Genomic DNA, 12,903 nt, shown 5'->3' on the forward strand with positions numbered 1-12,903 from the left:
TCCAAGGGATCACCTTGGCAGGGTGGGCGGCGCCCACCCGGCCAAGGCCCCAGCCGATAGAGCCGGATCCGACCAAGCTTTCTGCGCTACCCAATACCAAACGCGCGAGTAACAGGCAGGCCAGGCTCCAAGTCGGTGTTGCCGATAGCCAGCTGGACACCAGCATCAGCACGCCACTCAGGCCGCAACCCGCTAGCCCGAACATGACTGCGCGTTTACTGCCTTGAACATCAATGATTCGGCTGGCATAGGGGCGGCTCAGCAAGGTCGCGAGGTATTGCACGCTGATCACCAAGCCCGCAATGACGGTGCCATAGCCGAGATGGTTGTGAACGTATCCGGGCAGTACGGCCAGCGGGATGCCGATGTTTAGATAGCCGATAAAGGTAAACAGAACGATAGACACCACTTGCAGCGTGATAGCCATCGGGCGCTGTGTTTCAGGCATTGGATTGGGGTCCTGCGGGGAGCGGTTGGCTACAGATTATAGCGGTGCAACCAATTGTGTCGCGACTAAAGCAGCGAGTGCGTTTTCTTGAGTGCCGAAGCGTTTAAGCAGCAGGGCTTGTTTCTCTGGGCTGAGACGTTGCCAAAGTTCGATCATTTTTTCGGCAGTGCCGATCAGCACGTGGGTCTGTGTGTCGCTAAAGGAGTCAGTCACGCTTAAATCCGTGAGAAGAGAAGGGTGGTGCAATTGTGTCAGGCGGTGTGAAAAACAGAAGCTTTTCGCACCGCCTGATGTAACCGGTCAGTCTTCGCTGTCGGCTTTGAGGCTTTCTTGGGCCTCTTCCAGTGCGGGGTTTTCGCCACTGGTGTGTTGCGGGGTTGGCTGCTGATCTTCTTGCAGGCTTGGGAAGGGGAGGTTTGGGATCTCGTGCATCGTCGCGCTCCTCGCAAGGCGTGTTTTTAAATCGCTGGGTACATCGGCGCTTTTAAAAAGCTTGGGCAGGATACAGGAGAGAGTGTGACAATTTGTCTTTTTATGATGTCTGGCGCCGAATAGGGCGAATTTTCATCGTGCAAGGATCGCCCGCCACCTTTTTTTGTAGGGGCTGCCGCAGGCTGCGATCTTCTGCTTGTAAAGATCAAAAGATCGCAGCCTGCGGCAGCTCCTACGGTGTTATGTGCAGGCCAAGGAGGTGTGTTTAGCGAGTGCAGACTTGGGCAATGGCTTTGGCCAGTGCATCCAAGCGTGTGCCGTCCACTCCGGCTATATTTGCGCGGCCTGAGCCGACCATATACACGCTGTGTTTTTCACGCAGTACCTGCACTTGTTCAGCGTTTAAGCCGGTATACGAAAACATCCCGCGTTGCAGGTTGATGTGGGCGAAGTGCTCAGCCAAGCCAAACGGCGCGAGTGCTTCTACCAGACCGCTGCGCAACTGTGCGATGCGGTTGCGCATGGCGTGCACTTCGTCTGCCCATTGGGCTTTGAGTTGCGCATCACCCAGAATGGTTGCGACGACCGCCGCGCCGTGATCTGGCGGGTTTGACCACAGGTTGCGGGCCAGATTGGCCAGTTGGCTGCGCACGTCCGTCAGCTTTTCGGCGTCACCAGCGCACACGATCAATGCACCGACGCGCTCACGGTAAAGGCCGAAGTTCTTCGAGCAGGAGCTGGTGATCAACACTTCGGGCAATTGGGCTGTGAACAGGCGAGTGGACCAAGCATCTTCTTCCAGACCGTCACCGAAGCCCTGATAAGCAAAGTCGATCAGCGGCAGCAATTCACGACGACGTACTACCTCCAACACCTTTAACCAGTCGTCTTGCGACAGGTCAAAACCGGTGGGGTTGTGGCAGCAGGCATGCAGCAGCACCACATCGCCGATAGGCGCTTGCTCCAGCGTTTGCAGCATGGCCTCGACGTTGAGGGTGTTGTCGCTGCCCACGTACGGGTAGTGGCTGATCTTGACCCCGGCTGAGGCGAAGATCGTTTCGTGGATCGGCCAAGTCGGGTCACTCAGCCAGATCCCACGCCCCGGCAGGCAGTGCGCGATAAAATCGGCAGCCAAGCGTAATGCGCCGGTGCCGCCAGGGGTTTGACTCGCGCCTGCACGCTTAGCTTTGAGCAGCGGCGAGTCAGCGCCCAGTACCAGTTCGCTGATCAGCTCACCAAAACGGCTATCACCGTGGCCGCCGATGTAACTCTTGGTCAGTTGCTGATCCACCAGTCGCTGTTCGGCCTGCTTGACCGACTGCAAAATCGGCGTCAGACCATTGGCGTCCTTATAAACCCCCACGCCCAAGTCGAACTTGTTCGGGTTGCGGTCTTGGTTGTAGGCGTCGATCAGCCCCAGAATCGGATCGCCCGGCACCCGCCCAATGGCTGCAAAATGCATTACTTGCGGCCCTCGGCGGTTTTGGCCACGTCATCGGTGCGTGCAGCCATGATGAAGTCGTTGCGGTGCAGCCCTTTGATCGAGTGGCTCCACCAGGTCACGGTGACTTTGCCCCACTCGGTCAGCAAACCTGGGTGATGGCCTTCTGCTTCAGAGATTTCACCGACGGCGTTGGTGAAGGCCAGAGCGTGTTTGAAGTTCTTGAACAGAAAAACCTTTTCCAGTTGCATGACGCCGTCGCGAACTTCGATGTTCCAGTCTGGAATCTGCTTGATCAGAATCGGCAACTCTTCGTCGCTGACCTGTGGGGCATCGGCGCGACAGGCTTCGCAGTGGGCTTGGTTCAATGTGTTCATGGTGTCTTCCTGAATGGTTTTTTATTGGTTTAGAAAAATGATGGGTCAGGCCGCTTTAGGCTTGGGCGGGAACTTAGGGGCGTGCAGCCCCAATGCCATGCCTTTTTCGACCATGCCCATGATGTCTTCGTGGGCCAAGTCAAACAGTCGCTTCAAGTCCGGCAGGACAAAATACAGCGGCTGCAAAATATCAATCCGATACGGTGTACGCATCGCTTCCAACGGGTCGAATGCCTGATGTTCAGGTGCTGACGACAAGCTGTAAACCGTTTCTTTAGGCGAAGAAAGAATGCCACCACCATAAATGCGTTGGCCTTGTGGGGTGTCCACTAGGCCAAACTCAATGGTCATCCAGTACAGGCGGGCCAAATATACGCGCTGTTCTTTAGACGCTTGCAGGCCAAGCTTGCCATAGGTGTGGGTGAACTCAGCAAACCAAGGATTGGTTAGCAATGGGCAATGGCCAAAAATCTCGTGAAAAATATCCGGCTCTTGCAGGTAGTCCAGCTCTTCGGGTGTGCGAATAAACGTCGCCACTGGAAACTGCTTGCTCGCCAGTAATTCAAAGAAGGTCTGGAAGGGGATCAGCGCCGGCACCCTGGCAACTTGCCAGCCAGTGGTTTCACCCAGCACTTGGTTGATCTCACTCAATTGCGGGATGCGGTCGTGTGGCAGGTTGAGCTTTTCGATGCCTTGCATGTATTCAGGGCAGGCGCGGCCTTCGAGCAACTTGAGCTGGCGGGTAATCAGCGTATTCCACACCCCGTGTTCTTCGGGTGTGTACTCGATAAAGCCAGTAGCGTCTGGCTCACGGGCGACGTATTTCGTTTGCTTCATGGGGCTCTCCGCAAGAGAAATCGTTTTTTATTGTTTGGCAGCGGGTTTCGTTGCCTAAGTGATACCCCAAGCGTGCGCGCGGCGCAGTGGGTTGAAAGACGCGTGCCAGTCAGCGAAATCGAAAAATCGTAAATATTTCGTTACGCAAACAGGTTTCGGCTGTCATTATTGGTCGTGTGGTAGCAAAACCGTCACAAAAACGTGACAGTGAAATGCGCCTGAGAACAAAAAAGCCGACGTTCAACGTGACTGACCGCCCATTGCTGAGCCTTGCCCCATGCGTATCAAAGTTCACTGTCAAAACCGAATTGGCATCCTGCGGGACATTCTTAACCTGTTGGTCGCCTACGGCATCAACGTCAAACGTGGGGAGGTAGGCGGCGACCAAGGCAACGCGATCTATCTGTATTGCCCCAATCTGATCAACCTGCAATTTCAAGCGCTGCGGCCGAAATTTGAAACCATTGCCGGTGTTTTTGGCGTTAAGCGTGTAGGGCTGATGCCCAGCGAGCGCAGGCATATGGAACTCAATGCCTTGCTCGGAGCGTTGGAGTTTCCGGTCTTGTCGATCGACATGCTCGGTTCGATTGTGGCCGCTAACCGCGCCGCAGCACAGTTGCTCGGTGTGCGGGTCGATGAAGTGCCGGGGATTGCCCTGTCGCGATATGCCGAAGACTTTGACTTGCCTGAGCTGGTACGGGCCAATAAATCACGGATCAATGGCCTGCGGGTCAAGATCAAGGGCCATGTGTTTTTAGCCGACATTGCACCGCTGCAACTGGAGCACGATGACAGCGAAGCCATGGCCGGGGCGGTGCTGACGCTGCACCGCGCCGACCGCTTGGGTGAGCAAATTTACAACGTGCGCAAACAAGAACTGCGCGGTTTTGACAGCATCTTCCAAAGCTCGAAGGTAATGGCTGCCGTGGTCCGTGAAGCCCGACGCATGGCGCCGCTGGATGCACCGCTATTAATAGAAGGCGAAACCGGCACCGGCAAAGAATTGCTGGCCCGCGCCTGTCACTTGGCCAGCCCGCGAGGTCAGTCGCCGCTGATGGCGCTGAACTGCGCGGGTTTGCCCGAGTCGATGGCCGAAACCGAGTTGTTCGGCTATGGGCCGGGGGCGTTTGAAGGCGCGCGGGCCGAAGGCAAGCTTGGCTTATTGGAGCTGACTGCTGGCGGTACGCTGTTTCTCGATGGTGTGGGCGAAATGAGCCCGCGTTTGCAGGTTAAATTGCTGCGTTTTCTACAGGACGGTTGCTTTCGCCGGGTCGGCAGTGACGAAGAGGTTTACCTCGATGTACGTGTGATGTGCGCCACACAGGTTGATTTGTCTGAACTGTGTGCCCGAGGCGAATTTCGCCAAGACCTTTACCATCGCCTCAACGTGCTGTCATTGCACATCCCGCCATTGCGCGATTGTCTGGATGGGCTAGAGCCGTTGGTTGAGCATTTTCTGGATCAAGCCAGTCGGCAAATCGGCTGCCCGTTGCCGCGGCTTGCGCCAGCAGCCATGGAGCGTTTGAGCCACTATCACTGGCCGGGTAACGTGCGGCAATTGGAGAACGTACTGTTTCAAGCAGTGTCGTTGTGTGACGGCGGAGTGGTTAAAGTGCAACACATTCGTTTGCCGGACTACGGCGTGCGCCAGCCGTTGGGCGATTTTTCGATGGAAGGCGGGCTGGACCAAATCGTTGGCCGTTTCGAAAAAGCGGTGCTGGAACAGTTGTATGCCGAACACCCGAGCAGTCGCTTACTGGGCAAGCGCCTAGGCGTGTCGCACACCACCATCGCCAACAAATTGCGTGAGCACGACATCATCAAGCCGGGCAAGGAATCGTGAAATGTAGGAGATTCCCTGTCGTTCAGACGCCGCGCTGTCGCGCACGGTGTTTGAGTGCCTATCTGTTTTCGTAGGAGCTGACGTAGCCTGCGATCTTTTGATCTTCTACCGCAACATCAAAAGATCGCAGCCTGCGGCAGTTCCTGCGGGTCACCATTTGCCGCTATCGGCATAACCGCGCCGTTTTCCCGTCTGCAAGCCCTTAAACCTCAGCCGCCAAGACGCCTCAAGCCCCACACATAAAGCCTTTTGCGCCGTCAAATTAAAGTTGGTGCGCAAATTGCTAGTACCTCCGTAGTACAGCGGTGGGCGGCAAGCGTCCGACAGGCAGAGGAAAGAGCGTGGACAAGTACCTTTATGTGGCAATGACCGGCGCCAGTCAGAACGCTTTGGCGCAAAAGGCCCATGCCAACAATCTGGCGAACATCTCAACCAACGGCTTTCAGCGTGATCTGGAGCAAGCGCGCTCGATGCCAGTCTTTGGTGACGGTTTTCCGGCCCGAGCTTTTGCCTTGAGCGAGCGGCCTGCTACGGATTTCACCCCGGGCGCGCTGGTAGAAACCGGCCGCGACTTGGACATCGCCGTGAATGGCGATGGCTGGGTGGCCGTGCAAGCGCCCAATGGCGGCGAAGCCTATGTGCGCACCGCGAGTATGAATGTGGACTCTTTGGGCATTCTGCGTGCGGGCAACGGCATGCCGATTATGGGCAACGCCGGGCCGATCGCCGTGCCGCCGCAGCAGCAAATTGAAGTCGGCCAAGACGGCACCATCAGTGTCCGTGCGATGGGCGAGGGGCCGCGGGTGATGGCTGAAGTGGACCGCATTAAGCTGGTACAGCCAAACCTGCAAAACATGACCAAGGGCCTCGACGGCTTGATCCACACCGTCGACGGCCAGCCTGCACGGGCTGATGCCACGGTGCGCGTGACCTCGGGGTTTCTCGAAGCCAGCAACGTGAATGCCGTCGAAGAGATGACCTCGGTGTTGGCCCTCGCCAAGCAGTTCGAGCTGCACATCAAAATGATGAATACCGCCAAAGAAGACGATCAGGCCATGACGCGCGTCATGGCAATGAGCTAATTACTGACACGTTGCGCCGAAAAACCGGCGCACGAGGGGAGCACGCATGCTAGGCGCACTGTGGGTTGCAAAAACGGGTTTGGCGGCACAAGACACCAACCTGGCGACAATTTCCAACAACTTGGCCAACGTTTCGACCACCGGCTTTAAGCGTGATCGTGCCGAGTTTCAAGACTTGCTCTACCAGATCAAACGCCAGCCCGGCGCGCAGTCGACCCAAGACAGCGAGCTGCCCTCGGGTCTGCAAGTGGGCACCGGTGTGCGGATTGTCGGCACGCAAAAGAATTTCACCGCCGGTAGCTTGCAAACCACCGAGCAGCCACTGGACATGGCCATTAATGGTCGGGGTTTTTTCCAGATCATGCAGCCGGATGGCACCACGGCCTACACCCGTGACGGTACTTTCCACTTGGACTCCAACGGCCAGATCGTCACGGCCAGCGGCTTTGCTTTGGAGCCTGCGATTGTCGTGCCCGCCGATGCCCAAACCTTTACCGTCGGCCAAGACGGCACCGTGTCGGTCACCATCCCCGGCAACCCGGCAGCCCAAGTGATCGGCAACCTGCAGACCGCTGACTTTATCAACCCGGGCGGTTTGCAATCCCAGGGCGGTAACTTGTTTCTGGAAACCGCCTCCAGCGGCGCGCCGCAAGTCGGCACGCCAGGTTTGAACGGTTTTGGTATGACCATGCAAAACACGCTCGAAACCTCCAACGTCAGCACCGTTGAAGAAATGGTCAACATGATCACTACTCAGCGCGCTTACGAGATGAACTCCAAAGTGATCTCCACCGCCGATCAAATGCTGTCGTTTGTGACGCAAAATCTGTAATTAAGTGAGGCGGGAGAGGTCATGAAACGCTTTATTTCTGTTCTGGCACTGGGCGGTATTACCTTCTTGGCAGGCTGTGTCAGCCCGCCGCCACGCCCTAACGATCCGTACTACGCGCCGGTGCTGCCGCGCACGCCGCTGCCCGCCGCCGCCAACAACGGTTCGATCTATCAGGCAGGCTTTGAACAGAACCTGTACAGCGACCGCAAAGCGTTCCGGGTCGGTGACATCATCACCATCACCCTCAACGAGAGAACTCAGGCGAGTAAAAACGCCAACTCGGCCATTGGCAAAAACAGTAAGACCGACATCGGTCTGACCTCGCTGTTTGGCGGTGGCTTAACCACCAATAATCCGTTGGGCGGTGGTGACTTAAGCCTTAATGCTGGTTACAGCGGCAGCCGTGCAACCAAGGGTGACAGCAAGGCCGGGCAGGGCAATAGTTTGACCGGCTCAATCACGGTGACCGTGGCCGATGTTCTGCCCAACGGTATCATCGCCGTGCGCGGCGAGAAGTGGATGACCCTCAATACCGGGGACGAATTAGTCCGTATCGCCGGTTTGGTTCGCGCCGATGACATTGCCACCGATAACACGGTGCCTTCAACCCGTGTGGCCGATGCGCGCATTACCTATTCGGGCACCGGCTCATTTGCCGATGCCAGCCAGCCTGGCTGGTTTGACCGCTTTTTCTTAAGCCCACTTTTCCCTTTTTAAACCGGATCGAACATGCCGAACCTCAAGCATCTGCTGGCAGCCGTACTGCTGCTGTCGACAGCCCTAGGCGCCCACGCTGAGCGGTTGAAAGACATCGCCAGCATTTCCGGCGTGCGCTCTAACCAATTGATCGGTTATGGCTTGGTGGTCGGGCTTAGCGGTACGGGCGATCAGACCACGCAAACCCCGTTTACCCTACAAACGTTTAACAACATGCTGTCGCAGTTCGGCATTAAAGTGCCGCCGGGTTCGGGCAACGTGCAGCTCAAAAACGTCGCCGCGGTGTCGATCAGCGCCGAACTGCCAGCCTTCGCCAAGCCGGGTCAGGTGATCGACATCACCGTGTCCTCGATTGGTAACTCCAAAAGCCTGCGCGGCGGGACGCTGTTGTTAACGCCGCTCAAGGGCATTGACGGCAACGTGTACGCGGTTGCCCAAGGTAACTTGGTGGTCGGTGGCTTTGATGCCGAGGGCCGTGACGGTTCGAAAATCACCGTTAACATCCCTTCTGCCGGGCGGATTCCGGGCGGCGCCTCGGTTGAGCGTGCCGTGCCCAGCGGTTTCAATCAGGGCAATAGCCTGACCCTGAACCTCAACCGCTCGGACTTCACCACCGCTAAGCGTGTGGTGGACAAAATCAACGAACTGCTGGGGCCGGGTGTGGCGCAGGCGATTGACGGCGGTTCGGTGCGTGTGACTGCGCCGTTGGACCCAAGCCAGCGCGTCGATTACCTGTCGATTCTGGAAAACCTTGAGGTTGATCCGGGGCAGGCGGTGGCCAAAGTCATCATCAACTCGCGCACCGGCACCATTGTGATCGGGCAGAACGTCAAGGTATCGCCCGCGGCTGTTACCCACGGCAGTTTGACCGTGACCATTACCGAAGACCCGATAGTGAGCCAGCCTGGCCCGCTGTCTGGCGGCCAAACCGCCGTGGTGCCGCGCTCGCGGATCAATGCTCAGCAGGAGGCCAAGCCGATGTTCAAGTTCGGGCCGGGCACGACCTTGGACGAAGTGGTGCGGGCAGTGAATCAAGTGGGGGCGGCGCCAGGCGATTTGATGGCGATTCTCGAAGCGCTGAAACAGGCCGGCGCTTTGCAAGCCGACCTGATCGTGATTTGAGGCGCAGCCCATGGACATGCGTAACAGCGGGGCAATCGGTGGTAGCGACTCGGGAGCGTTTAGCGACCTCAATCGTCTGAACACCCTGAAGGTGGGCGACCGTGACAGCGACGGCAATATGCGCAAGGTTGCGCAGGAATTCGAATCGCTGTTCCTTAACGAAATGCTCAAGTCCATGCGTTCGGCCAACGAAGTACTGGGCAAGGACAACCCGCTTAATACCCCGGCGGCCAAGCAATACCAAGAAATGTATGACCAGCAACTGTCGGTGACATTGTCCCGGCAGGGCGGGGGCATTGGCTTGGCCGATGTGCTGATGCGCCAAATGTCGAAAAACAAGTCAGTGGTGCCGAGTCAAGGGGCTGAAACCCCCGCGGTCACCGCGCAAGCCGTAGCAACCGCGCCTGACAGCCCCTTTGTGCGCTCCAATGGCCAGCGCGCTTTGTGGGCAGCACGGGTGGTTGCGCCTGCCGCTGAGGGCGGGCACAAAAATGACATGGTGCTGCTCAACCAGCGTCGTTTGGCTTTACCCAGTAAGCTGACCGACCGTTTGTTGGCCGGGATTGTGCCGTCAGCAGACCCTGCGCGTTCAACCCTCAACACCAGCAGCGTGCCAGGCCGTACCAGCGCCTCGATGGACGCGGTGATCAACAGCAGCCGCAAGCCGATGCTTAGTGCCTCCGGCGTGCTGGGTCGGATGCAGGTTTATGGCCGCGCCGTGGCCCAGCCGCCTCTGGCCCCGGCCAAGCAGGCATTTGCGTCGCCAGATGCGTTTGTCGCCACGATGTTGCCGATGGCCCAGCAAGCTGCCGAGCGTATCGGCATTGACCCGTTGTATCTGGTGGCGCAAGCGGCACTGGAAACCGGCTGGGGCAAGTCGGTGATGCGTCAACAAAACGGCGACAGCAGCCACAACTTATTCGGGATCAAGGCCACCGGCAGTTGGCAAGGTGCGCAGGCACGTGCCATCACCAGTGAGTTCCGAGACGGGCAGAAAGTCAAAGAAACGGCAGACTTCCGCTCCTACGACTCGTACCAAGACAGCTTCCACGACTTAGTCACCCTGTTACAGAGCAACCAACGTTATAAAGAAGTGCTCAACGCAGCCGATAAACCAGAGCAGTTTGTTCGTGAATTGCAGAAGGCCGGTTATGCGACCGACCCTGAATACGCGAGCAAGATTTCGCAGATTGCCAAGCAAATGAAAACCTACCAGAGCTACGTCTCGACGGGTTCTCTCACGCACTTATAAGGTTTGAACCATGGCGAGTTTGATCAACATCGGGATGTCAGGGCTCAATGCCAGCCAAGGGGCCTTGGCCACGGTCGGCAATAACATTGCCAACGCCAATACCTCGGGCTACTCGCGTCAGCAAATCGTGCAGAGCAGCGCGGGCTCGCAGGCGGTGAGCGGGGTGTTTATCGGCACCGGCACCACCTTGGCCGACGTGCGCCGGGTCTACAACTCGTACCTCGACGCCCAGTTGCAAACCACCACCTCGCTCAATGGTGACGCTCAAGCCTATCTCGACCAAATCGGCTCGATTGATAAGTTGCTCTCAGACAAAAGCACTGGAGTCTCGGCGGCCCTCAACAGCTTCTTCGCCTCCTTGCAAACCGCTGCCGGATCGCCTGCGGACAGCTCCTCGCGGCAATTGCTGCTGACCGGCGCGCAAACCCTGGCCAACCGCTTTAATTCGATCTCGACCCAGCTCAATCAACAGAATGAAGGCATTAACAGCCAGTTGGACACCTTGAGTTCCATGGTCAACCAGCACACGGCCACGATTGCCTCGCTGAACAAGCAGATCACCCAGGCCACCACCGCGGGTAACACGCCCAATGATCTGATGGATGCGCGCAACGAAGCGGTGCGCACCCTCAATGAACTGGTCGGCGTGAGCGTTCAAGAACACGACAACGTGTACGACATCACCCTCGGCACAGGTCAGGCGCTGGTGCAGGGCGATACCTCAAATACCTTGTCGGCGGTGCCGAGCAAAACCGACAAAAGCCAGTTCAGCCTGCAAATTAACTACCCGCAGTCCAGTTCAGACGTCACTTCGGTGCTGACCGGCGGCAAAATTGGCGGCTTATTGCGTTATCGCTCGGACGTACTGGCACCGGCCATCAATGAACTGGGGCGCTCAGCCATCGTGCTGGCGGATGCGGTCAACCAGCAACTCGGTCAGGGGCTGGACGCCAATGGTGAGTTTGGCTCGTCGCTGTTCAGCAGCATCAACAGTGATAAGGCCATTAGCCAGCGCAGCTTGGCCGCGACTGGCAACAGCGCAGGCTCCGGCAACCTGAACGTCAACATCAGCAACAGCGGCGCGCTGACGACTTACGATTATCAAGTCACCTTTAGCAGCGACAACGAGTACACGGTCAAACGTTCCGACGGCACCAACATGGGCGCCTTTAAGCTCGATCAAGACCCGCCCGCAGTGATCGACGGTTTCAGCATGAGCCTCAATGGCGGTGCGCTGAGCAAGGGCGATAGCTTTAAAGTTAGCCCCACGGCCACGGGTGCCAGCAGCCTCAATGTGCAAATGACCGATGCCAGTAAATTGGCGTTCGCCGGGCCGTTGGTGGCCGTCAAGGGCGGCTCCAACAGCGGCACCGGCGCCGCGAGCGGTCTGAGCCTGTCGCAAGCATTGGATATTTACGGCGGCGCCGACTTGGGCAAAGCGCAAAGTGAAATCGAAGGCGCGATGCCTGTGCGCATTAGCTTTGATGAAGCCAGCGGCGGCACCCAGAGCTATCGCGTACTCAACGAAAAGGGCGAGAAAATCGGCGAAGGCACCCTTGTGCCGGGGCAAGACAACAAAGTCACGATCAAGGTGCCGGTACTCGACGCCTCGGGCGCTGCGGTCAGCAACCCGGACGGCACGCCGAAAACCGTGAACTTCGACACCACCCTAAGCGGCTCCCCGGCCAAAGGCGACAGCTTCGACATTCGCTTTAACAAGGACGGCAAGGCTGACAACAGCAACGCCAACCAATTACTGGGCCTGCAAACCAAGCAAACGGTGGGTGTCACCAGCGGTGGCGGGGGTGTGAGCTTGGGGACGTCTTACAGCCAGTTGGTGGCTAAGGTGGGCGGCAAAGCCAGCCAAGCCAGCGTTGACGGCACCGCTAACACCGCAGCGTTGGCCTATGCCACGCAAACTCGCAACTCGGTGTCGCAGGTCAACCTCGACGAAGAAGCGTCCAACCTGGTCAAGTTTCAGCAGTACTACACCGCATCGTCGCAAATCATTAAAGCGGCGCAAGCAACCTTCAGCACGCTGATCAACAGTCTTTAAGGGAGCATTCGACGATGCGTATTTCTACTGCCCAGTTTTTTGAGTCGACCAGCACCACCTACCAGAACAACTTCTCGTCGGTGATCAAGACTCAGCAACAGATTGACTCCGGCGTGCGCATTCAGACGGCTGCTGATGATCCAGTCGGTGCGGCGCGCTTGCTGCAACTGCAACAGCAAAAGGACATGTTGGGCCAGTATTCCGCCAACATGGACAGCATCAAGGCCTCACTGAGCAATCAAGAAAGCGTGCTCGACAGCATCAATACCGCGCTGCAAAAAGCCGGTGAATTGGCGCTGCGGGCGGGTGGTGTCACGGTCGACGCTGACCGTACTGCGATTGCCAACGAATTGGGCAGTATCGAAGACCAAGTGTTTAGCCTGCTGAACAGTAAAGATGCGTCGGGCAACTATATGTTTTCCGGCCCCAAACCAGACACCCAGCCGTATCCCCGCAACCACGAC

At 57.6% G+C, this 12,903-nt stretch carries 14 protein-coding genes; 8 read left to right on the plus strand and 6 right to left on the minus strand.

The features are described 5' to 3' along the window. The 6 genes from AQS70_RS02770 to phhA all read right to left on the minus strand — a co-directional run. The coding region (locus AQS70_RS02770; RefSeq protein WP_338152628.1) for an MFS transporter at positions 1-448 on the minus strand (448 nt) is incomplete at its 3' end. Positions 449-484: 36 nt separating this feature from the next. Continuing rightward, positions 485-661 carry a hypothetical protein gene (locus tag AQS70_RS23820; protein WP_164488175.1) on the minus strand — a complete coding sequence of 59 codons (177 nt, stop codon included), beginning with the start codon at positions 659-661 and terminating at the stop codon, positions 485-487. Positions 662-748: 87 nt separating this feature from the next. Further along, positions 749-880: a hypothetical protein gene (locus tag AQS70_RS24160; RefSeq protein ID WP_277620572.1), complete on the minus strand. Its 132-nt coding sequence runs from the start codon at positions 878-880 to the stop codon at positions 749-751. 265 nt (positions 881-1,145) lie between these two features. Beyond that, the gene (locus tag AQS70_RS02775; RefSeq protein WP_055101411.1) at positions 1,146-2,342 is read right to left on the minus strand and encodes an amino acid aminotransferase; all 1,197 of its coding nucleotides are present in this window, start codon (positions 2,340-2,342) and stop codon (positions 1,146-1,148) included. Then, a complete protein-coding gene (locus tag AQS70_RS02780) occupies positions 2,342-2,698 on the minus strand; it encodes a 4a-hydroxytetrahydrobiopterin dehydratase (protein WP_055101412.1) in 357 nt (118 codons plus the stop codon). The genes AQS70_RS02775 and AQS70_RS02780 overlap by 1 nt, the downstream gene beginning before the upstream one ends. A 45-nt stretch (positions 2,699-2,743) precedes the next feature. Beyond that, positions 2,744-3,535, minus strand: a complete 792-nt coding sequence (gene phhA / locus AQS70_RS02785) for a phenylalanine 4-monooxygenase (RefSeq protein WP_055101413.1) — start codon at positions 3,533-3,535, stop codon at positions 2,744-2,746. 277 nt (positions 3,536-3,812) lie between these two features. On the opposite strand from phhA, the gene AQS70_RS02790 reads away from it, so the two are divergent. The 8 genes from AQS70_RS02790 to flgL form a co-directional block, all read left to right on the plus strand. Then, the gene (locus AQS70_RS02790; RefSeq protein WP_055101414.1) at positions 3,813-5,378 is read left to right on the plus strand and encodes a sigma-54-dependent transcriptional regulator; all 1,566 of its coding nucleotides are present in this window, start codon (positions 3,813-3,815) and stop codon (positions 5,376-5,378) included. 341 nt (positions 5,379-5,719) lie between these two features. Next, positions 5,720-6,460, plus strand: coding sequence for a flagellar basal body rod protein FlgF (locus tag AQS70_RS02795; RefSeq protein ID WP_055101415.1), 741 nt, complete (start codon positions 5,720-5,722; stop codon positions 6,458-6,460). Between the two features lie 46 nt (positions 6,461-6,506). Beyond that, the gene (gene flgG, locus AQS70_RS02800; RefSeq protein ID WP_055101416.1) at positions 6,507-7,292 is read left to right on the plus strand and encodes a flagellar basal-body rod protein FlgG; all 786 of its coding nucleotides are present in this window, start codon (positions 6,507-6,509) and stop codon (positions 7,290-7,292) included. 21 nt (positions 7,293-7,313) lie between these two features. Beyond that, on the plus strand, positions 7,314-8,009 hold the full coding sequence (gene flgH, locus AQS70_RS02805) for a flagellar basal body L-ring protein FlgH (protein WP_055101417.1): 696 nt from the start codon (positions 7,314-7,316) through the stop codon (positions 8,007-8,009). Between the two features lie 12 nt (positions 8,010-8,021). After that, positions 8,022-9,131: a flagellar basal body P-ring protein FlgI gene (locus AQS70_RS02810; RefSeq protein WP_055101418.1), complete on the plus strand. Its 1,110-nt coding sequence runs from the start codon at positions 8,022-8,024 to the stop codon at positions 9,129-9,131. Between the two features lie 10 nt (positions 9,132-9,141). Then, positions 9,142-10,383, plus strand: a complete 1,242-nt coding sequence (gene flgJ, locus AQS70_RS02815; RefSeq protein ID WP_055101419.1) for a flagellar assembly peptidoglycan hydrolase FlgJ — start codon at positions 9,142-9,144, stop codon at positions 10,381-10,383. A gap of 10 nt (positions 10,384-10,393) precedes the next feature. After that, on the plus strand, positions 10,394-12,439 hold the full coding sequence (gene flgK / locus AQS70_RS02820) for a flagellar hook-associated protein FlgK (protein ID WP_055101420.1): 2,046 nt from the start codon (positions 10,394-10,396) through the stop codon (positions 12,437-12,439). Positions 12,440-12,453: 14 nt separating this feature from the next. Continuing rightward, positions 12,454-12,903, plus strand: a 450-nt coding sequence (gene flgL, locus AQS70_RS02825) for a flagellar hook-associated protein FlgL (protein ID WP_082428021.1), incomplete at its 3' end; no start/stop codon positions are given.

This window comes from Pseudomonas endophytica, assembly GCF_001411475.1.
Taxonomy (GTDB): Bacteria; Pseudomonadota; Gammaproteobacteria; order Pseudomonadales; family Pseudomonadaceae; genus Aquipseudomonas; species Aquipseudomonas endophytica.